At 60.6% G+C, this 20,212-nt stretch carries 19 protein-coding genes and 4 pseudogenes; 9 read left to right on the top strand and 14 right to left on the bottom strand.

The features are described 5' to 3' along the window. Nucleotide 1 precedes the first annotated feature (1 nt). The 4 genes and pseudogenes from GKR99_05090 (at nt 2) to galE (ending at nt 3,815) form a co-directional block, all read left to right on the top strand. Complete coding sequence (locus GKR99_05090; protein NKB26953.1) at nt 2-1,153, top strand: Rieske 2Fe-2S domain-containing protein; 1,152 nt, start codon at nt 2-4, stop codon at nt 1,151-1,153. 20 nt (nt 1,154-1,173) lie between these two features. After that, the gene (locus GKR99_05095; GenBank protein NKB26954.1) at nt 1,174-1,404 is read left to right on the top strand and encodes a hypothetical protein; all 231 of its coding nucleotides are present in this window, start codon (nt 1,174-1,176) and stop codon (nt 1,402-1,404) included. A 7-nt stretch (nt 1,405-1,411) separates the two neighbouring features. Beyond that, a pseudogene (locus tag GKR99_05100) lies at nt 1,412-2,739 on the top strand (FAD-dependent oxidoreductase). Between the two features lie 65 nt (nt 2,740-2,804). After that, on the top strand, nt 2,805-3,815 hold the full coding sequence (galE, locus tag GKR99_05105; GenBank protein ID NKB26955.1) for a UDP-glucose 4-epimerase GalE: 1,011 nt from the start codon (nt 2,805-2,807) through the stop codon (nt 3,813-3,815). Between the two features lie 417 nt (nt 3,816-4,232). On the opposite strand, the pseudogene GKR99_05110 reads toward galE, so the two are convergent. Both GKR99_05110 and GKR99_05115 read right to left on the bottom strand, forming a co-directional pair. Next, nucleotides 4,233-5,191 (bottom strand): annotated as a pseudogene (locus GKR99_05110) (IS630 family transposase). A gap of 108 nt (nt 5,192-5,299) precedes the next feature. Continuing rightward, on the bottom strand, nt 5,300-6,631 hold the full coding sequence (locus GKR99_05115) for a nucleotide sugar dehydrogenase (GenBank protein ID NKB26956.1): 1,332 nt from the start codon (nt 6,629-6,631) through the stop codon (nt 5,300-5,302). A gap of 93 nt (nt 6,632-6,724) precedes the next feature. Between GKR99_05115 and GKR99_05120 the strand changes: the two genes are divergently transcribed. Further along, nucleotides 6,725-7,345: an SOS response-associated peptidase gene (locus tag GKR99_05120; GenBank protein ID NKB26957.1), complete on the top strand. Its 621-nt coding sequence runs from the start codon at nt 6,725-6,727 to the stop codon at nt 7,343-7,345. Nucleotides 7,346-7,373: 28 nt separating this feature from the next. On the opposite strand, the gene GKR99_05125 is transcribed toward GKR99_05120, so the two are convergent. From GKR99_05125 to GKR99_05135, 3 genes are all read right to left on the bottom strand, one after another. Further along, nucleotides 7,374-7,670, bottom strand: coding sequence for a hypothetical protein (locus GKR99_05125; GenBank protein NKB26958.1), 297 nt, complete (start codon nt 7,668-7,670; stop codon nt 7,374-7,376). A 111-nt stretch (nt 7,671-7,781) separates the two neighbouring features. Then, on the bottom strand, nt 7,782-8,027 hold the full coding sequence (locus tag GKR99_05130; protein ID NKB26959.1) for a hypothetical protein: 246 nt from the start codon (nt 8,025-8,027) through the stop codon (nt 7,782-7,784). A 96-nt stretch (nt 8,028-8,123) separates the two neighbouring features. Continuing rightward, complete coding sequence (locus tag GKR99_05135; protein ID NKB26960.1) at nt 8,124-8,333, bottom strand: cold-shock protein; 210 nt, start codon at nt 8,331-8,333, stop codon at nt 8,124-8,126. A 196-nt stretch (nt 8,334-8,529) separates the two neighbouring features. Between GKR99_05135 and GKR99_05140 the strand changes: the two genes are divergently transcribed. Then, the gene (locus GKR99_05140) at nt 8,530-8,976 is read left to right on the top strand and encodes a hypothetical protein (GenBank protein ID NKB26961.1); all 447 of its coding nucleotides are present in this window, start codon (nt 8,530-8,532) and stop codon (nt 8,974-8,976) included. Nucleotides 8,977-9,135: 159 nt separating this feature from the next. Here GKR99_05140 and GKR99_05145 read toward each other — a convergent pair whose 3' ends face one another. Beyond that, nucleotides 9,136-9,972: a hypothetical protein gene (locus GKR99_05145; GenBank protein NKB26962.1), complete on the bottom strand. Its 837-nt coding sequence runs from the start codon at nt 9,970-9,972 to the stop codon at nt 9,136-9,138. Nucleotides 9,973-10,352: 380 nt separating this feature from the next. Continuing rightward, a pseudogene (locus tag GKR99_05150) lies at nt 10,353-10,532 on the bottom strand (energy-dependent translational throttle protein EttA). Here GKR99_05150 and GKR99_05155 point away from each other — a divergent pair. After that, nucleotides 10,464-10,649, top strand: a complete 186-nt coding sequence (locus tag GKR99_05155) for a hypothetical protein (protein NKB26963.1) — start codon at nt 10,464-10,466, stop codon at nt 10,647-10,649. The pseudogene GKR99_05150 and the gene GKR99_05155 sit on opposite strands and share 69 nt — an antisense overlap. An 88-nt stretch (nt 10,650-10,737) precedes the next feature. Here GKR99_05155 and GKR99_05160 read toward each other — a convergent pair. The 7 genes and pseudogenes from GKR99_05160 to GKR99_05190 all read right to left on the bottom strand — a co-directional run bounded on the left by GKR99_05160 (nt 10,738) and on the right by GKR99_05190 (nt 17,785). Then, a pseudogene (locus tag GKR99_05160) lies at nt 10,738-11,696 on the bottom strand (IS630 family transposase). A 95-nt stretch (nt 11,697-11,791) separates the two neighbouring features. Beyond that, on the bottom strand, nt 11,792-13,285 hold the full coding sequence (gene ettA, locus GKR99_05165; protein NKB26964.1) for an energy-dependent translational throttle protein EttA: 1,494 nt from the start codon (nt 13,283-13,285) through the stop codon (nt 11,792-11,794). A 134-nt stretch (nt 13,286-13,419) separates the two neighbouring features. Beyond that, entirely contained in the window at nt 13,420-13,980 is a 561-nt protein-coding gene (locus GKR99_05170; protein ID NKB26965.1) for a hypothetical protein, read from the bottom strand. A 151-nt stretch (nt 13,981-14,131) separates the two neighbouring features. Next, nucleotides 14,132-14,452, bottom strand: coding sequence for a hypothetical protein (locus tag GKR99_05175; GenBank protein ID NKB26966.1), 321 nt, complete (start codon nt 14,450-14,452; stop codon nt 14,132-14,134). After that, on the bottom strand, nt 14,439-15,083 hold the full coding sequence (gene nthB / locus GKR99_05180) for a nitrile hydratase subunit beta (GenBank protein NKB26967.1): 645 nt from the start codon (nt 15,081-15,083) through the stop codon (nt 14,439-14,441). The genes GKR99_05175 and nthB overlap by 14 nt, the downstream gene beginning before the upstream one ends. Then, nucleotides 15,083-15,721 carry a nitrile hydratase subunit alpha gene (nthA, locus tag GKR99_05185; protein NKB26968.1) on the bottom strand — a complete coding sequence of 213 codons (639 nt, stop codon included), beginning with the start codon at nt 15,719-15,721 and terminating at the stop codon, nt 15,083-15,085. The genes nthB and nthA overlap by 1 nt, the downstream gene beginning before the upstream one ends. A gap of 51 nt (nt 15,722-15,772) precedes the next feature. Beyond that, complete coding sequence (locus GKR99_05190) at nt 15,773-17,785, bottom strand: EAL domain-containing protein (GenBank protein NKB26969.1); 2,013 nt, start codon at nt 17,783-17,785, stop codon at nt 15,773-15,775. An 83-nt stretch (nt 17,786-17,868) separates the two neighbouring features. On the opposite strand from GKR99_05190, the gene GKR99_05195 reads away from it, so the two are divergent. Next, nucleotides 17,869-18,519 carry a nicotinate-nucleotide adenylyltransferase gene (locus GKR99_05195; GenBank protein ID NKB26970.1) on the top strand — a complete coding sequence of 217 codons (651 nt, stop codon included), beginning with the start codon at nt 17,869-17,871 and terminating at the stop codon, nt 18,517-18,519. Between the two features lie 158 nt (nt 18,520-18,677). After that, entirely contained in the window at nt 18,678-20,156 is a 1,479-nt protein-coding gene (gene dacB / locus GKR99_05200) for a D-alanyl-D-alanine carboxypeptidase/D-alanyl-D-alanine-endopeptidase (protein ID NKB26971.1), read from the top strand. The last annotated feature ends 56 nt before the right edge of the window (nt 20,157-20,212 follow it).

Below are 20,212 nucleotides of genomic sequence, written 5' to 3' on the forward strand. Positions count from 1 at the left end.
CATGGGTGCCCACAGTGATCTAGATGCCGTCATGGCCCCGGTCGCCACGGCACGCGGCCTGCCCAATGCGCATTATGTTTCGGACGAAATCTTCGCCGAAGAACGCGATGCGGTGCTGTTCAAAAGCTGGTCGGGTATCGGGTTCGCCAAGGACGTCCCGGAACCGGGCGATGCAAAACCGATCAATTTTCTTGGAATGCCGCTGGTGATGATCCGCGACAAAACGGGCGCGTTGGGGGTGTTTCAGAACACCTGCCGCCATCGCGGCATGATCCTGATAGAAGAGGCGAAGAAGATCGAAGGCGCAATCCGCTGCCCCTATCACAGCTGGTGCTACGCGCTGAATGGCGATCTGCGGGCCACGCCCCATGTGGGCGGGCCGGGCAACAACATTCACGATGACATCAAGCGCGACGAGTTGGGCCTGATCCGCATCCGCAGCTATGTTTGGCGCGACGTCGTCTTCGTAAACATCTCGGGCGACGCGCCGGAGTTTGCAGAAGTGCACGCTGATCTTATCGCGCGCTGGGCCGAATTCGACAAACCATTGTACCACGGCGGACCAGATTCGTCCTTTGAGCTGACGGTGAAATCAAACTGGAAGCTCGCGGTCGAGAATTACTGCGAAAGCTATCACCTGCCGTGGGTTCATCCCGGCTTAAACGTCTATTCGCGGCTGGAAGATCACTATCACATCGAAGTTCCGGGCGAATATTCGGGTCAGGGATCGCACGTTTATACTCAGATCAAAGGCGAGAATGGTGAAGTTTTTCCTGACTTCCCAGAGTTGGGCAGCAAGTGGGATCAGGCTGGAGAGTGGGTTTCGCTGTTTCCAAATGTCCTGTTCGGAGTGCAGCGTGACCACGCGTTCGCCATCCTGCTGGAACCGATCAACACCAGCGAAACTGTTGAGCATGTCGAGATTTACTATGCCGCCCCGCCCGAAGATACGCCCGAGCTGGAGGCCCTGCGCGACAAGAACGCCCAGCAATGGCGCGAGATTTTCGAGGAGGATATTTTCGTCGTCGAAGGCATGCAAAAAGGCCGCCACGGGGTGATGTTCGACGGTGGCAAATTCTCACCGGCGATGGACGGGCCGACGCATCTGTTTCATCATTGGATCGCGGCGAAACTGGCCGAGGCTCGGGGCTGATCACGTCCCGGCGCGATGATCTGGACGCCCGGCTTTTGGGCGCGCATGCTGCCGGGGATCACACGGCCCTTGTGGCACTGTATACCGAGGCTGCGGATATGGCGCAGGCGGGCGGAGAGACCGAGGCTGCATGTTTCTACCTTACCCACGCCTATGTTTTTGCCCTGCAAACCGATGCGCCGGAACGTGCCGTTTTGAATGCGCGGCTGGTGGCGCTGGGCCGCGAAGCTCCGCTGCCCAGTGGGGGCTGAGGTGACCATGCCACCGCTGCGCTGGGCCAAGGGCGCGCGACCGGGCCAACCCTATTGGTGGGACGGGGCAGGCGCCGCTGACGAAGCGCCGCACCCTCTGCCGGAGCGTGCCGATCTGCTGATTATCGGGGCCGGATACACCGGCCTGTCCGGCGCGATTGCAGCGCACGATGCCGGGGCATCGGTCGTTGTGGTCGATGCCGGAACGCCGGGTCAGGGCGCGTCCACCCGCAATGGCGGCATGTTCGGCGCGCACCCGCGTCTGGGCTGGGATGCGCTGGCGCGGACCTATGGATCAGACGTCGCAGACGATCTGTTCGCCGAGGCGGGTCCGGCGATGGACTGGGTCAAAACGCTGATCACGCAGGAGGGTATCGATTGTTCCCTGCAACAAACCGGCCGCATACAGCTTGCCTGGACCCCTGCGCATTTTGACGCGCAACAGCGCATGGCCAAAGTGGTGCAGGCCAAAAGCGATGTTGCGATTCAGGTGATCGGGCGTGATGGACTGGCGGATCACATTCGGACCGCACAATATTTCGGTGGCATCCTGTTTCCGCAGCATTGCGCGATCAATCCGCGGCAGTTCCACGATGGGCTGATGGCCGCTGTGTGCAGCGACGCGGCATTCCTGTCGTCGTCAATTGCGCCGTTACGTCGCTGGAACGCACGCACAGCGGTTTGCGGGCGATGACGGCCCGGGGACCGATCCGCGCCGATCAGGCGCTGCTTGCCACGGGCGGCTATACCAGCGGCGCATTCCACTGGCACCGCGCACGGGTCTTCCCGTTGCCGAGTTTCCTGATCGCCACCGAACCGCTGCCGACGGACCTGATCGAGCGGGTCGCACCAGGGCGTCGGATGATGGTGGAAACCCGCGCCAGACACTCTTATTTCCGCCTGTCGCCCGATGGCGCCCGTATCCTGTTTGGCGGGCGGGCCGCGATGCGCCCGATTGCGCCGGACCTTGCCGCGCGACGCCTGCGCGCGACGATGCTGGAAATCTGGCCCGAGTTGTCCGAGGCGCGCCTCAGCCACGTCTGGTCGGGGAATACCGGCTACAGCTTTGGTCATATGCCCAATGTCGGCAGCGACGGCGCGCTGCATTGGGCCATGGGGTTTTCAGGATCCGGCACTGTCATGGCGCCCTATCTGGGGGCCAAAGCGGCGCTGGGCGCGCTGGGCGATCCGGGCGGGGCGACGGCCTATCGCGCGACCCGGCTAAGGCGCAGTTGGCTGCACCCGACACCGCGCCCGCATTTCCTGCGCGCTGCCGATCTTTGGTATCGCCACGGGGTCGACCCTCGCGAAACCCGCGCCGGACGAGGTACTTAGAGCGCCCAGGCATTTCGCACCGTGCCTCGGCATGATAGCAGGCGTTCAGTCACTTGGGGGTTGCAGTGAGCGGTAGCAAAATTCTTCTGACGGGCGGTGCCGGATACATCGGATCGCACACCGCCGTGGCCCTGGCCGAGGCGGTGTACACGCCGGTCATCCTCGACAATTTTTCCAATGCGAAGCCGGGCGTGCTGGACCGGGTGGAGATGATATTGGGCGGGGCTGTGCCCCTTGAACGCGGTGACGTGCTGGATCGCGTGTTTCTGGATGATGTTTTCGCGCGCCACGATATCAGCGCGGTGATTCACTTTGCGGCGCGCAAGGCAGTCGGCGAATCCGTGTCCCGACCACTGGATTATTTTGAGACGAATTGCGGCGGGTTGACCGCCCTGTTGCGCGCGATGGAGGGGGCCGGAACCCGCCATCTGGTGTTTTCCTCGACCGCCACTGTTTATGGCGCGCCTGAGGTCGTGCCGATCCCGGAAACGGCCGAATTGCGCCACACAAATCCTTATGGGCTGACCAAACTGACGTCGGAATACCTGCTCCAGGCGATGGCCGCCGCCGATCCAGGCTGGGTTTTCGGCATCCTGCGGTATTTCAACCCGGCTGGCGCACATGAGTCTGGACTGATCGGTGAAGAACCGGAGGGCATCCCCAACAACTTGATGCCCTATATGGCAAAGGTCGCTTCGGGAGAGTTGCCGCACCTCAGTGTTTTTGGCAATGATTTCAATACCCCGGACGGCACAGGCGTGCGCGACTATATTCACGTCATGGACCTGGCCGAGGCGCATGTCGCCTCACTGGCGGCCCTGTTGCGCAGAGCCGAAGGCCATACCGTCAATGTCGGCACGGGCACGGGTGTTTCGGTCATGGAGATGCTCGCCAGCTACAGCCGCGCCTGCGGGCGTGAATTGGCGTGGAAACAGGCGCCGCGCCGTGCCGGAGATGCGGACATGCTGGTTGCCGATCCGACGCTTGCCAGCAAGGTTTTGGGCTTTCGGACCCGAAGAACAGTGGATGAAATGTGCGAAAGCTCGTGGCGCTGGGTGACGCGGAACAGCCGATAAGGCGGTTGCGGCGCAACGGCTGAGAATTACGTTCGGTCTGGGCCGTTGTCGACATTGTGAGGGCAGCCACCTGTTTCAGACTGACGGGATCTGTGAGCCATAAAAGTGCCCGCCAAGACCGTCGCGAAATTCTGTAGCGCAATTCAGATCAATTGAATCGCTATGGGATTTGCCTGCGCCCGGTGCGCGCCAAAGGCGCAGGGCGCACGCCGGACCGGCTCCACCGGTCTGGCGTCGGTTTGAGGTGGGCACTCCGGTCAGATTTGACGGCTAACCCAGCGCCATAAATCGTGCCCACGCACTGTTGCTACGCCAGCCCGCCGGTCCGGCGCGCGCCCTGCTTTTGGGGTTCGTCTTCGGGCCTCGTTGCAGATCAAATAGATCATTTCTAACCTTGGCCTTTAAAGCGTTTCGACATTAACCTGAGACATATCCGGCGGCCTTAAAGTAGTTCCAGCATTCTACTGGGTCGTAGAGATCGCAGATTGCTCCGATTGCTTCGAAGACCTGGGTAAAGGACCTGGCCCCGATCCGTCGCAAATGGGCTTTCAGTTTAGAGAAGGCCTGCTCGATGGGATTCAGGTCGGGCGAGTACGGTGGCAGGTAAAGGAACCAGCAGCCGTGATTGCGTAAAGCCTGCGTCGCCTCCTTATTCCGGTGGGTTGCCAGGTTGTCGAGAATGACGACAGTGCCGGGGTTGATCTCGGGGACCAGCACTTCGCGGATGTAGGCCGCGAAGGCGGGGCCATCTATCGCTCCCTTGATGACCCAAGGTGCGATCAGCGCGCCTTGGGTCAGGCCCGCGATCAAGGTTTGGGTTCCCCAGCTTCCGAAGAGCGCATCCATCGTCAGGCGCTTACCGCGCTTGGCTCTGCCGCGTAGGCGCGTGAGGTTTGTCTTCACTGCGGTTTCGTCAATAAAGACAACGCGCTCAGGAAAGGTCGCAATGGCTGGCGAGCGGTATCTGAACCAGTCGGCCCGTTGCTGCCTTACCTTGGCGCGGCGGCGCTCGGTTGCGACCAGCGACTTTTTTTGTACGTGAAGCCGAGCCGGGACAGAAGGTTGGCGATGGAGGAGTGATGCACCCGCACACCCTCTGCATCGGCCAGCGCATTACGCAACTCAAAGAGCGTGATGTCAGGGTCTTGTGCGATCAACTCCTCAAAGAATTCCCGATGCGGAGCCAGCTTTCCCTTGCCGCGCGGCGGTCCCTGCCGGGCAGGTTCCGCATGACCCTTCATCCTCACCTGACGCGCCCACCGCGCGCCTGTGGCAGGCGACAGCTTCAACCGCAACGCCGCCGCGCGCCCGCTCAACCCTTCTTCAATGTATCTCTGAAACCGTATCCGAAGCGCAGATGGCAAAGGTGCTGACATGATCCATCCTCCCAAACAGGATGAATCACAGATCAGGTCTCAAGGGAATCCCTCGCGATTCAGGTTCAAGCCGAAACGCTTTAGGTCGCCCGATAACAATTGCCTGCCCTACGAGGGGTCTTCGATCACCAAATCCGCACGACCGATCCCGACATAGCCGACAAATCCGGCTTTCTTTGCCTCTTTGGGGGAATAGACGTTCCTCAGATCCGCCATTCGTGGCGTTTCCATTCGCCGGGCAAGACGCTTCAGATCCAGCGCGCGGAACTCATTCCATTCCGTCAGGATCACCACGGTATCGGCGTTCCGGGCTGCCTTGTAGGCATCATCGATCCAGTTGACGCCAGCCAGCATCGCCTCGCCCTCGCGCCGGCCCTGCGGGTCGACCACGCGCACCTTGGCGCCCGCCCCGACCAACGCCGGAACGATGGTCAGCGAGGGGGCTTCGCGCATATCGTCTGTGTTCGGTTTGAATGTCACACCCAACACCGCGATTGTCTTGCCGGTGACCGAGCCTCCGCACAGGTCCATGATCTTGCCCGACATGCGCCGGATGATGGCGTCGTTAACCTCAATCACCGTTTCGGTGATCCGCATCGGCACAGCATGCTCCTGCCCGATCCGGGCCAGTGCGCGCGTGTCCTTTGGAAAACACGAGCCGCCATACCCCGGCCCGGCGTGCAGGAATTTGTTGCCGATCCGCCCATCCAGCCCGACACCGTTGGCGACCGACTTGATGTCCGCACCGGTCTTTTCGCACAGCTGAGCAATCTCGTTGATGAAGGTGATTTTGGTCGCCAGAAACGCGTTGGCGGCGTATTTCACCATTTCGGCGGATTCCAGATCTGTCGTGACCACCGGGAAATCGCGCAGGAATAGCGGGCGGTACACCTCGGCCATCACCTCGCCCGCGCGTTCGCTTTGTACGCCGACGACGACGCGGTCCGGGCGCATGAAATCGTCGATCGCCGCCCCTTCGCGCAGGAACTCCGGGTTCGAGGCGACATCGAAATCCGCATCAGGTGCCGCCTTGCGGATCACCTGCTTGACCTGCCGATTGGTGCCGACCGGCACCGTCGATTTCGTGACGACAACGGCGTATCCGGTCAGCGCTGCGGCAATTTCTTCTGCTGCGGCGAAGACGAACGTCAGGTCGGCATGACCGTCGCCGCGCCGCGCCGGGGTGCCGACGGCGATAAACACCGCGTCCGCCCCATCCACGGCCTGAGCCAGATCTGTGGTGAACGACAACCGCCCGGCGGCCACGTTCTTGGTCATCAGATCATCAAGACCGGGTTCATAGATCGGAACCTGCCCGTCGTTCAGAAGCTTGATCTTCTCAGCCGATTTGTCGACACAGATCACTTCGTGCCCGAAATCCGAAAAACAGACACCAGAAACCAAGCCAACATAGCCGGTGCCAATCATTGCGATACGCATGGAACCTCTTACAGGATAGGGTGAGTTGCCCGTTGGATGCGACAAGGCCAGCGGGCTGTCAACGGGAATGACACGAAAGGACGGGAGGACGCGATGCCGGGACGGCTGTTTTTGGAGACTCCGGTGGCCGAAGTTGCAGCCGCGCTTGGCACCCCTGTGGGTGCGGTCGCCGATGAGCCGCCGCGCCGCAATATCGCGCCAGGGCAAGAGGTTCTGGTGCTGCGCGATGACGGCGCACTGGTTCGCATGCGCTGGGGGCTGATCCCGGTAGGGCGGGTCAATGCGCGGGGCCGTCCAGTGATGGAAACACTGATCAACGCGCGCAGTGAGACGCTGTTCGACAAGTCGGCGTTTGAAGGGCTGCGCCGCTGCATTGTTCCGGCCGATGGCTGGTATGAATGGACCGGCAAGGCGCGGCGCAAAACGGCCTGGAGGATCAAACCCAAATCCGGCGGTCTGCTGGCTTTCGCGGCTGTCTGGGATGTCTGGAACGGACCGGGCGGCATCCAGGTGGCCCAGGTCGCGACCGTAACATGTGAACCTTCGGCGGATGTCCGCGATATCCATCACCGGATGGGCGTTCTGCGGCACCCGGCAGATTATTCTGTTTGGCTAAATGGAGCCCAAGCGGACGCTGCGGCACTTTGCGTCCCTTACCCTGACGGAGCGCTCGGCGTTGCGGCGGCCAGTGATGTTGATTGGGGGGCTGCGTAGGGCAGACTGTCCGCCCTACGCGTGTAGATCAATCCGCGTTTTTGTTTTTGGAACCGATGCCGCCGTGCACGGTTTCCAACTGGTCGGCAAACCCCGGTGCGCCATCGGATGGATCGGCACCCGACTGACCCGGATTGTTGGCAATGCCGTGAATATTGCCGCCATTCGCGTTGGCCCCGTTGGGGTTTGCATTCGCGCCGGTTCCGACCTTGCTGTGAATATTCGGGTGGATTGTATCCGCCGGAGTATTCACATTCGTCGGCTTGGCCTGCGCGGCAAAAGCAAAGCTCGTCAAGGCCGTCGCCACAGCTATTGTCTTCAACATGATTTTGTCCCTCTGGTCGTGTTGTGTGTTGATACACATTGCGCAACCAGTGGTTGTTTTTCGGTAAATTTGTGACCGAAGTGTGTCGATTTCATGACGGCTGGCAGGCCGCTAACCCCGGCGCAGCCAGTTGATCAGCCCGATCAGGGCAATCGTGACCCACAAAACCTCGATCAGGATCGCCCCGGCGTTGGGACGATACCAGAGTGACGCAAGGATCATCAGAGCACCGATCAGGTTAAGCAGATGGAAACGCGGCGCGCGCGGATCGACCCAGGCTTGCGAAACAGCAAGGTAAGCGCCCGCAATGATCAGCGATCCGGCAACGCCGATCCAGTCAATCAGGGTCATGTCCATGGGGTCAGTCTGGGGCCAAAACCCCGGCCCTGCAAGGGCGGAGGGGCTGTCCCGCAATTCGCGGGAAAGCCCTTGTTTTCAATCCCTTGACGGGCTTCAGTCAGCCAGTGCGAGGTTGGTCGCGCTTTCGCGACCGTCGCGGCCGGCTTCGACGTCGAAGGTCACTTTCTGGCCGTCGTCAAGCTGGTTGATGCCAGCACGCTCAAGCGCAGAGATGTGTACAAAAACGTCGCGGCTTCCGCCCTCAGGAGCGATAAAGCCGAAGCCTTTGGTGGGGTTGAACCATTTCACGGTGCCATTGGCCATCGTGTTGTTTCCTTTTACTTTTACCGCCCACATTGTGTGGCGGCCTGGCTAGTCAGCGCATGATCGAAGCTGAAGCCTTGGTAGGAAACAGGGGTCGATGGTCGGTAACGTCGCGGGGTGCATATGGGACCTGTGTGGGAAAATTGCAAGGGAATTCGGGGGTGTGAGGCGCATATGAGCGGCATATGACCGACGTATGAGGCGCCGTGCGATGGGTTGCGGCGGCGTTAACGGCTGCCCCTCAGACGTGTCGCCGCATAGTCAGGAGGCCCCCATGAGCATCGAACATCTGTTTGAACCACCGCCCGCAAAGAACGGGAAAATCGGCCGCAGCACCCGCATCGCCATCGCCGCCGGCATGCGCCGTCTGAATTCGCTGCACGCCGAGATCAATGCGCGCGAGCTGGAGATGCTGCACGTCCCGAAGGCCTGGACTGAACTGCCGGACGCGCACCCGGCGAAACCCAAGAAGGTGCGGGTGACGCTGCTGCTGGAACCGTCGGTCGCGAAATTCTACCGCGGCTATGGGCAGGGGTATCAGGCGTTGGTGAACGATGTCCTGGCGACCTATGCGCAGCTGCGGATCGCGAAGTTGTTGAAGGCGACGGAGGACGGGGATGAGGGTGGGTTTGTGGGGATGTGAGGGGCTCAGGCCCGACCTGAAAACCGTCCTGTGGGCGGTTTCAGTGTCGAAAAGGTGGCGCCCTAGTAGTGTCTCGGTTTGTGCCGGGCAAAATCTAAGTCTACAATAGTCGTGACGGCGCATTGAAGCTCGAATAAATTCGAGTCTAAAACATGTATGCTAGATTTTTCGCCTAAAATCGGAAAGAAGCATCTTGGAAGCTACTGACGCTTTGATTGGGAAATCTTTGAGAATTTCTGACTGCATTTTCTCACCCTGTTCAATAGTCCTGCGAATGAAAGACTGGGAGTCCTTCATCTGGGACAAATCCAACTTGATCGCAACCCCAGTACCTTTTAATGAGTATGGTTTTGTATACTGGTTGCGATGATTTAGCTCCAAATAGTCACTTGTTGAAACCACGCAGAACTTTCCGAAACGCCCAGCTAACCTGCTAACTACATAAAGTCCGAATCCAGAATTATGCCATTCACTGTCTTGTGCAATGCGATCGCTTCGTGAGACGCCCGTAATTCCGGGAAGTAGGGCGGCTTTGATTGCGGCAAGATTATTTGCAACATCAACAAACTCATTATCATAGATGTTTGCGGCTATGCCTACACCATCGTCAAACACGGAAATTTCAGCAGAGTTTGACGCGGGCCAGTATTGCGCTAAAAAAGCAATTTGATTGCCGTCACTATGTTCTGCCGCGTTTCTTACTATTTCTCGAATGGCATATTGAACTGTATCAAATGTTTCACCGTGATCGTCTTGCAAAAGAATTCGAGCAAGATTAATTGCTCGTTCGTTCAGCAGTTCCCCCACTGGCTTTCCAGCAGCTTCTGAAATGAGTTCAGGGATCGACCAGACTTCTATAGGTGAGGATCTACTTGATCCAACGGCTTCACCTACTTCCTTTGCAAACGGGTTTGGTAGCCCGGTATAGTCGAAGAAGCCAATGTGGTTCGCGTAACCGTTGAATGCAGTAAGGCCGCCATGATGTCTCCAGTCAATTGACGGATGCTACAATCTCAATTCGTTTATCCTAAAGCCAAAATACATTAGTGGAAATGGTTCGGCAAATCGACATTCGCTAGAATCGACATTAACTTGCTCGACTTCCCGAAAATCATGCTCATTGATTCCAGTGCGAAAAACGCTTGATAAAGATGTCAGTTGTCTGGGGAGTTTGATATTCAGATGCATCGATCAATTTTTACCTTTTGATGTGTTCGCCGATTTCCGAAGAATCTATGTAACAAATTTCTTAAACCGAATCCGTTTCGTAAATCGATCGTAGCACACAACCTGCACCGAGTGCGCACGCAGTTTTGCGGTGCAAAACCGCTTTCGCGCACGCGTTGAACCCAAACGGGAGTTTCAAGAAATGCGCCCTACCGCACGAACTTCTTAAACCGTATCCGCTTCGGTTCCATCGCATCTTCCCCCAAACGCCGCTTCTTGTCTTCCTCATAATCCTCAAAGTTCCCCTCGAACCACTCCACATGCGCATCGCCCTCGAACGCGAGGATGTGGGTGCAGATGCGGTCCAGGAAAAACCGGTCGTGGCTGATTGTGTTGAAAAACTCCGAAATCAGAGCGTCGCGGATTTCTTGCGAAAACCTATGAAGCGAAATAGTCGGAAAGCTTTGACCACGAGACAGCGCATGGCTGCGCGTGAGCGCATGTAGGCGATTTGGGCCGACCCCCGCGCCAAAAATTTAGGATCGGGCTGCATGGAAAGAAAAATCATCGTTCAGGCCCTAAAGCGTTTCGACATTAACCTGAGACATATCCGGCGGCCTTAAAGTAGTTCCAGCATTCTACTGGGTCGTAGAGATCGCAGATTGCTCCGATTGCTTCGAAGACCTGGGTAAAGGACCTGGCCCCGATCCGTCGCAAATGGGCTTTCAGTTTAGAGAAGGCCTGCTCGATGGGATTCAGGTCGGGCGAGTACGGTGGCAGGTAAAGGAACCAGCAGCCGTGATTGCGTAAAGCCTGCGTCGCCTCCTTATTCCGGTGGGTTGCCAGGTTGTCGAGAATGACGACAGTGCCGGGGTTGATCTCGGGGACCAGCACTTCGCGGATGTAGGCCGCGAAGGCGGGGCCATCTATCGCTCCCTTGATGACCCAAGGTGCGATCAGCGCGCCTTGGGTCAGGCCCGCGATCAAGGTTTGGGTTCCCCAGCTTCCGAAGGGCGCATCCATCGTCAGGCGCTTACCGCGCTTGGCTCTGCCGCGTAGGCGCGTGAGGTTTGTCTTCACTGCGGTTTCGTCAATAAAGACAACGCGCTCAGGAAAGGTCGCAATGGCTGGCGAGCGGTATCTGAACCAGTCGGCCCGTTGCTGCCTTACCTTGGCGCGGCGGCGCTCGGTTGCGACCAGCGACTTTTTTTGTACGTGAAGCCGAGCCGGGACAGAAGGTTGGCGATGGAGGAGTGATGCACCCGCACACCCTCTGCATCGGCCAGCGCATTACGCAACTCAAAGAGCGTGATGTCAGGGTCTTGTGCGATCAACTCCTCAAAGAATTCCCGATGCGGAGCCAGCTTTCCCTTGCCGCGCGGCGGTCCCTGCCGGGCAGGTTCCGCATGACCCTTCATCCTCACCTGACGCGCCCACCGCGCGCCTGTGGCAGGCGACAGCTTCAACCGCAACGCCGCCGCGCGCCCGCTCAACCCTTCTTCAATGTATCTCTGAAACCGTATCCGAAGCGCAGATGGCAAAGGTGCTGACATGATCCATCCTCCCAAACAGGATGAATCACAGATCAGGTCTCAAGGGAATCCCTCGCGATTCAGGTTCAAGCCGAAACGCTTTAAAACGGAGTTTTTCAACACAATCGGCTGATGACGACGGCGCAGCCGGCGAAATCGACCAGGGCGTCTTCCAGAGCGCGGAGGGTTTCAACGTCCAAGTCGTTGGTCGGTTCGTCGAGCAGCAGGACATTGCCGCCTGATTTCAGTAGTTTGGCCATGTGGACGCGGTTACGTTCACCCCCCGACAGCTGGCCGACCTTCTTCTGCTGGTCGCCGCCTTTGAAGTTGAACGAACTGCAATAGGCGCGGGAATTCATGGAGGCGTCGCCAAGCTCGATGACCTCGGCCCCGCCCGTGATTTCCTCCCAAACCGTTGCGCCTGCGTCCAGCGCTTCGCGGGACTGGTCGACGTAGGACAGCTGCACGGTGTCGCCATAGGTGACCGCGCCCTCGTCGGGCTGGTCCTGCCCGGTCAGCATGCGGAACAGGGTGGATTTACCCGCGCCGTTCGGGCCGATGACGCCGACGATGCCGCCGGGGGGCAGGCTGAATGTCAGATCTTCGATCAACAGCTTGTCGCCCATGGCCTTTTTCAGGCCCTCAACCTCGATCACCTTGCTGCCGAGGCGTTCGCCATTGGGGATGACGATCTGTGCGCGGCCGAGTTTTTCACGCTCGGACTGGTTGGCCAGGTCGTTATAGGCGGTGATCCGGGCCTTGGATTTCGCCTGCCGGGCCTTGGCACCCTGGCGCATCCAGGCAAGCTCGCGTTCCAGCGTTTTCTGCTTGGATTTATCCTCACGCGCTTCCTGTTCCAGCCGTTTTGCTTTCTGTTCCAGCCAGGCGGAATAATTGCCCTCATAAGGAATACCGCGGCCCCGGTCGAGTTCCAGGATCCAGCCGGTGATGTCATCCAGGAAATAGCGGTCGTGGGTGACGACCAGGATTGTGCCTTTGTAATCAATCAGATGGTTCTGCAGCCAGGCAATGGTTTCAGCGTCCAGGTGGTTGGTCGGTTCGTCCAGCAGCAGCATGTCGGGCGCGTCCAGCAATAGTTGGCACAGCGCGACACGGCGTTTTTCACCGCCCGACAGCGTGTCGACGGCGGCGTCATCGGGGGGGCAGCGCAGTGCCTCCATCGCGACGTCGATCTGCGCGTCAAGATCCCAGAGGTTGGCGCTGTCAATCTCATCCTGAAGGGCGGCCATTTCGTCCGCCGTGTCGTCGGAATAGTTCATGGCGAGTTCATTGAACCGGTCGAGTTTCGCCTTTTTGCCAGCGACGCCCAGCATGACGTTTTCGCGCACGTTCAGCGACTCGTCCAACGTCGGTTCCTGGGGCAGGTATCCGACGCGCGCACCCTCGGCGGCCCATGCCTCGCCCGAGAAATCTTTGTCGAGCCCCGCCATGATCTTCAGCAGCGTTGATTTACCCGCGCCGTTGACGCCGACGACACCGATTTTGACGCCGGGTAGGAAGGACAGGCGGATGTTTTCGAACAGCTTCTTGCCGCCCGGATAGGTTTTGGAGACGCCGTCCATGTGATAGACGTATTGATAGGCTGCCATGGGGATGCTCCTGCCGAGAAATGATTGTCCGCGCCCTTTTACGGGCGGCGGCGGGCCGGGGCAATCGGCCTCAGCGTGCGTATATGCGTCCTCGCGAACAGATGATCCGGCAGAGGTTACGCGCGCTGCGGCGGCTAAATCGCCATCCCAATTATCTGAATCGCGAAAGAACTGATCTGCGCCCGGTGCGCGCCGCAGGCGCAGGGCGCGCACGCCGGACCGGCGCCGCAGGTGTCGCGTTCCTGGCGCAGCCATTGGCGTTGCACGGCCTGCAGGCTTGGCCCGGCGCGTTGATAGAGCGCGCCAAGTTCGGCATCCAGATGCCCCAGCAGGGGCGTGGCGCAGATCGTCGCCTCGGTCGGGCCAAGGGTGGTGGCACTGCACCAGACCGGGCGGCGCCCTGGGATCTGGCGCAGAACCGACAGTCTTTCGCGGTAGGCCGTTTCGATACAGAGCATATCCGTGCGGCAGAAATTGCGCGCGGCAAGCCATGCAGACTGATCACCGCGCAGGTTCGTCTGGCGATCTTTCACCCGGTCGTAAATCACCGTCATCTGGGTATCCAGACCGCCCAACTGGGGAACACTGCAGATCGTCGCCTCGGTCTGGTTCAGGTTCGCGGCACCGCACCAGGATTGCGCGCTGGCAAACCCGGGCAGCAGGATCAGAAGGGCGGCAAGGGCAAGGTGGCGCATCGGGCGGCTTTCATGAGGGTCGCGATCAGCCTAGCGCGGGGGCGCGAATGTCTGCAACAGCGGCGAAAGCAGAGTTTGCGCCGTGGCGCCCTGTCGCCCGGCTTGCGTTTCTATCGGCACAGATGTGCGCCCTCCGGGTCATTCCGGCAGCTCACAGCGCGACAGGCGATCCATGGGGCGTGCGCATATAGGCGGCTTCCCACGCGGCCTTGCGGTCGGCCTGTTCGTGCGGCCCGATACCAACGGATGTGGCAAGCCGTTCCAGCGCTGCAAGGGCCGCCGCATAATAGGTGTCGGGCGTGTCGGGCTGATCCGCCCGATGGCGAAGCGCGGCCCCCAGCGCATCGGCCCAGTCGGTCGCGTCGATATGCCCGGCGACTATCAGCGTGTCGGCCATGGCCAGCACCTGCGCGTGCCAGGGTTCGGCGAAAACCGGGGCGGCGGGGGCCAGCGGATCGTCAGGCGCGAACAAAGTAAGGCTCCCACAGGTCAAGCAGGACGGTATCGCGTGGATCTGCCGCTTCGCCCCAAAGCGCGGGCGCGGTGAATTCGACGGTATAGAGGTGATGCGCCGTCTCGGTATTCTCGGACACATCGTCGGGATAAAGAAGCGCGCCGTGATGCGCGGTGACGGTGCCGATGCGCCCACGGGCATAGGCGGGCAGGCGGGTGTGACCGGCATGGCCGTGGGGCAGGGTGGTGATCGTTGCACCGATTGCGAAGGCGGGCGCGGCATCAATCGGGCGCGAGAAATCTGCGCGCGCTGCACGCACCCGCGCGATTGCGGCGTCAAGGTCGCGCGCTTCGGGCGCAGGTTGGGCTGTGTCGGCATGACCGGCCAGAACCTCTTCCGCAGTGGCGATCCCCCCGGCGACCATTTTGGTCAGGTCGCGCAGGCACCATTTTTCGAAATAGCTGGCCGTCAGGTAAAACCCCGGCGGCAGCAGCTCCAGAATATGCCGCCCCCGGTCGATATTGCCGCCCAGCCAGGCGTTGGTCGAGATTGCCCATTGGCGACGCTCCCACTCATGGGCAAACGGCGGGCTGTCGACGTCGATGGAGCCAAAGCCTTCCTTGCCGCCAAGATCATGCACACCGTCCATCAGGCACCGACTTTCAGATCTCGGTCGGTGCCGATCATCGAGTCGCGCGTCACGATGGATGCAAGGCGCGCTTCGTCCCAGCCGTCGGTTCCTTCGGGGCGTTGCGGGACGACGAGATAGCGCAACTCGGCGGTGCTGTCCCAGACTTTCACCCCGGTTTCGGCGGGCAGGTCGACGCCGAATTCGGCCAGAACCGCGCGGGGTTCGCGCACGGCGCGGGCGCGGTAGGCGCTGGATTTATACCAGGCGGGCGACATTCCCAGCAGTGAGAATGGATAGCAGGAACATAAGGTACACACCACAAGGTTGTGGGTTTCGCGCGTGTTTTCAATGGCTTTCAGGTGCCCGGTGGCATGGCCGTCATAGCCAAAGTCGGCAATTGCGTCCGTTGCATCGGCCAGCAGGCGGTCGCGAAAACCCGGATCGACCCAGGCCCGCGCCACAACTTCGGCGCCACGTTTTGGACCGATGTGATCCGAGTAAGCCTCGACCCAGGCATCCAGGGTTTCCGGCGCCACCAGGCCCTTTTCCACCACCAGTGATTCCAGCGCCTTGACCCGCAGTGCGGGATCGCTGGGCAGGTGGCTGTGCAGATGCCGGTGGGTCTGTGCCGCCTTGTCGCTGTCGAAAATACTCATGCGCGCCTCCGCCATGCAGGGTGCGTGGCGTGGCGGATGTGGTCAAGTGGATTACGACGCGCGGCGCGATATGGCGGAAACGTCTGTTTCAAGCGGGCTGAAGCGGCTGGACGCGATCCAGTCGATCAGGCTATCGGCAGCCATGGGGGTGGCGGCCACCTGGCCCTGCATCAGGTTGCAGCCAAGACTCTTCACCGTCTTTGCCTGGTCGTCAGTTTCGACGCCTTTGACGATCATGCGGATATTGAGTGTTTCACAAAGTTGGACAATGGATTTGAAGATGGTGCGGCGCGAAGGGTTGCCGGCGAGGTCCTCGATTAGCATCGGGTCGGTCTTGACGCCGTTGAATTTAAGCTGCGCCAGATGCGAAAGGCCCGCATAACCGACGCCGAAGTCATCCAGCGCCACGCGAACGCCAAGCGCATTCAGGCGCGCGATGGCTTCCTGGGATTCGTGAATGGCTCCGCTGCTTGCCAAGATGGAGTTTTCGTGTGCCTCGACAGCGATGTTGCCAAACGGCAGGTCCAGCCGGTCCATCTCCCAGGCCAGGCGGTTGACGAAACACTCCTGCATCAGGGTCTGGGACGAGGCATTGAAGCTGACCACCAGCGTATCGAAACCATGGGCGCGCAGATCGGCAAGGGTGCGGGTGCAGGCGTGCATCGCAGCCAGATCAAGTTCGTACATCAGGTTCAATTCCAGCGCCATTGTCAGAAACACATCCGCGGGAATTTCGCCGCGGGTTGGATGCGTCCACTTGGCGGTGGCTTCGAATCCCAGCAGGTTCATATTGTCGTAATCAATCAAAGGCTCGAACTGAAACTCCATCCGGTTTTCGGCCAGCATCGCCGAGAAATCGGCCTGCAGCGCCTGACGCGCCAGCTGACGCCGGTGCAGACCCTCATCATAGGCGGCGACGTTGCCACGACCTGAACGCTTGACCTCGTAAAGGGCGGAATCCGCCATGGCGATCAGGACGCGCGGGTCCTCCATCTGCGGGGTCGAGATTGCGGCGCCGACGCTGGCACCGCATTGGATCGTTCCGTCGCACCATGGCATCGGTTTGTTCAGCGCGGTGATGACCTTCTTGCCCAGCCAGTTCAGATCATCCAGCGTGGTCACGCCCGGGCAAACCACGACGAATTCGTCGCCGCCGATCCGGCCGACAAGATCGCCGCGCCGGACCGTTTTGGTCAGGATGTCAGCAACATGCTGCAACAGCGCATCGCCCGCCGCATGCCCGTATTGGTCGTTAATCTCTTTGAAGCGATCCAGATCCAGGTGCAGCATGCCTGTGCGTTGCCCTGAGATCTTGCCTTGTTGCAGCGCGGATTCCCCAAAACCAACGACAGCGGTGCGGTTGGCCAGCCCGGTCAGCGGATCATGCATGGCCGAATGCTCGAGCGCCTGAGAGGCATCTTTGAGGCGGGCTTCACGCTCGATTTGTTCGCTGACATCCCGGCAGGTAACCAGTACGGCGGTATCGCCGCCAAGATTGGTGTCTTCCATGTCCACAAGCGACATGGTCAGCTGCGCCCAGAATACCTTGCCGCCGGGCCGGTAATTGCGAATCAGAGTCGGCTTGAAGAATTCTTCCGAGCTGGGGTCGTAGCGGAAGTCCGCGATCTCTTGCGCGCTTGGCATGTCGTCGGGATGAAACGCGAATTCCGCCGCGCATCTGCCCAGGATCTGTTCCGGCGGCCGCTCCATGATCCGAAAATATGCCGGGTTCGCCCAGATCACGCGCGCGTTCATATCCTCCAAGGCGATCCCGTCGGTCGACCGCTCCGCCGCAATGCGAAATATCCGAGAGCTGATCCGCGCCGGACCGGACTCGTCGTCGTCAGCATAGGCGCCCCCGGTTCTGCGGTTGATGATCAACAGGCGCAGGGCCAAAGACGCAAGCACCAGCAAAAGTACAAATCCCCATGTTTGTGGATCGGGGGCAGGCATCAAATAATTCTCCTTCCTTTCGGAACTGACTGGTCGCGCCTGCCCTGTCTGACAGGCCGGACCTACGGGCGCGTGAAGGAAACTGGGCAACGAGAAGGCAAATGCAGACATTTTTGTACGAATTCGGAAGGCATGGCATTTCCAGGCTGCCAAGGCTTGCAAGGCCGCAGCGATTACGCCTTTAGTGGCAACCAATGCGCAGCGGGTTTCCAAAGGCCGCACCGGGGCAATCGGTCGGGGTGCTTGGTGGGTCGTTTGATCCGCCGCATGCGGGGCATGTGCATATCACGCGCACCGCGTTGAAGCGGTTCGGGCTGGACCGGGTCTGGTGGCTGGTGTCGCCCGGTAACCCGCTGAAGGCGCGCGCGCCCGCCCCATTGGCCAAGCGGATCGCCGCCGGACGGGCCCTGATGACCCACCCGCGGGTGGAGGTTTGCGGCATCGAAGAACAATTGGGCACACGCTATACCGCCGAAACCCTTTCCGCGCTGCAAGCGCATTATCCCGAGGTGCGTTTCGTCTGGCTGATGGGTGCCGACAATCTGGCCGATTTCCACCGGTGGGAGCGTTGGCGCGAGATCATGTACCGGGTGCCGGTCGGCGTGCTGGCGCGGCCCGGAACTGGCATTGCGGCGCGTACCTCACTGGCAGCGCGGCTGTTTCAGGCGGCGCGGCTGCCGGGGCGAGCCTCGCAACTTTTGGCGCGCGCAGATGCGCCGGCGTGGTGTTATGTGAACCTGCCGCTTAGCGATGTATCGTCGACCGCTATCCGCGCGCAGGGTGACTGGAATGCAACGTCTGCGGGGAAAAAGCGCGAAAAGGGCGTTGCGCGAAAACCCGGCTGATCGCGCATAGATTGTGGGGGCGATGCTGTACCGGCATCCATATCTGGGTGCGCGGCACCAGCAGCGCGGATGATGCGGCGGTTGCCTGACGCGAAAACGTGACCACGGCAGCGCTTGTGCGACTTGCGGGGCAATCGGGCAGGCGGTAACCTGCTGGTATGTCTATTTCAATGACCCGGCGGGCCGTGATTGCAGGTCTTGCATCCAGCATTGGTAGCGCCGCTGGCGCGGCACCGCCGAAACGCTCGCCCCGGCCTTTGCCGCGTCCGCCGGGCGGGCGCGTCGTACTTGCGCCGCCGGTCGACGATATCGTGCGCCGCGCGAAACTGGGTGGCAAGATCAGCTTTGCGATCGCGGACGTGAAAACCGGAAAATTGTTGGAGGTTGCAAACCCCATACTGCCGATGCCGCCCGCCAGCACCGCCAAGGCGATCACCGCGCTTTATGCGCTGGACACATTGGGTGCGGGGTATCGCTTTGCGACGCGTCTGGTCGCGACGGGGCCGATCCGGGACGGCCGCTTAGACGGCGATCTGGTCATGGTCGGCGGCGGCGATCCGACGCTGGACACCGACCGTCTGGGCGAAATGGCCCGCATGCTGAAAGAGGCCGGTATCCGTGAGGTGACAGGACGGTTCCGCGTTCAGACCAGCGCGCTTCCCGCGATCCGTCAGATCGACCCGGAACAACCCGCCCATGTCGGATACAACCCCTCGGTCGGGGGGCTGAACCTGAATTTCAACCGGGTGCATTTTTCGTGGGAGAGGGCGAACAAGGGCTATGCGGTGAAGATGGAGGCGCGCGGCGACCGGTTTCGCCCTGCCGTCACGGTCGCCAAGATGCAGGTGCAGAACCGCAAGGTTCCGATTTACACCTATGCCGATAGTGGCATGGCAGATGAATGGACTGTGGCGCGCGCGGCGCTGGGCAAGGCGGGGTCACGCTGGCTTCCGGTGCGCCGCCCGGGGCTGTACACAGCCGAAGTTTTCATGAGCCTGGCACGCTCCTACGGTATCGTATTGAACGGTGACGGGACTGAGGCGCGCAACGTTTCGGGCATGACGGTGGTGCAAATGCACAGTGCGCCTTTGCGCGACATTGCGGCGGATATGCTGAAGTTTTCGACAAATCTGACGGCCGAGGTTCTGGGCCTTACAGCGTCGCGCAGGCTTGGCAGCGGGGCGCGCAACCTCGATGCTTCGGCCCGGCGCATGATGGACTGGCTGGATCGCAGTGCGCAGACGCGCAAAACCGCGCTGAAGGATCATTCGGGCCTGAACGATGACAGTCGGGTGACGGCGACGGATATGGTCAAGGCGCTGGTGCAACTGGGGCCAGAGGGGGCGCTGGCCCCGATCATGAAAGAGGTGTCGCTGAAAGACACAGCAGGGACCGGGGGTGTCACGGTGCGCGCCAAGACCGGCACGCTGCATTTCGTCAGTGGGCTGGCGGGCTATGCCGATCTGCCGGGCGGTCGGCGGGTGGCATTCGCAACATTTGCCGCCGATGTCCCAAGGCGGGAAAAGCTGACGCGCGCCCAGCGCGACAACCCGGAAGGCGCCGCGGCCTGGAACAGCCGCGCCAAGCTGTTGCAGCGCGAGTTGATCGGGCGCTGGGCGGTTGCCTACGGAAGCTGACGCGCGGGAATGGGACTCCGATGCTGATTGGCTGTGGGTGGCCTGAAGGGGACGCG

This window comes from Paracoccaceae bacterium (assembly GCA_012103375.1).
Taxonomy (GTDB): Bacteria; Pseudomonadota; Alphaproteobacteria; order Rhodobacterales; family Rhodobacteraceae; genus WLWX01.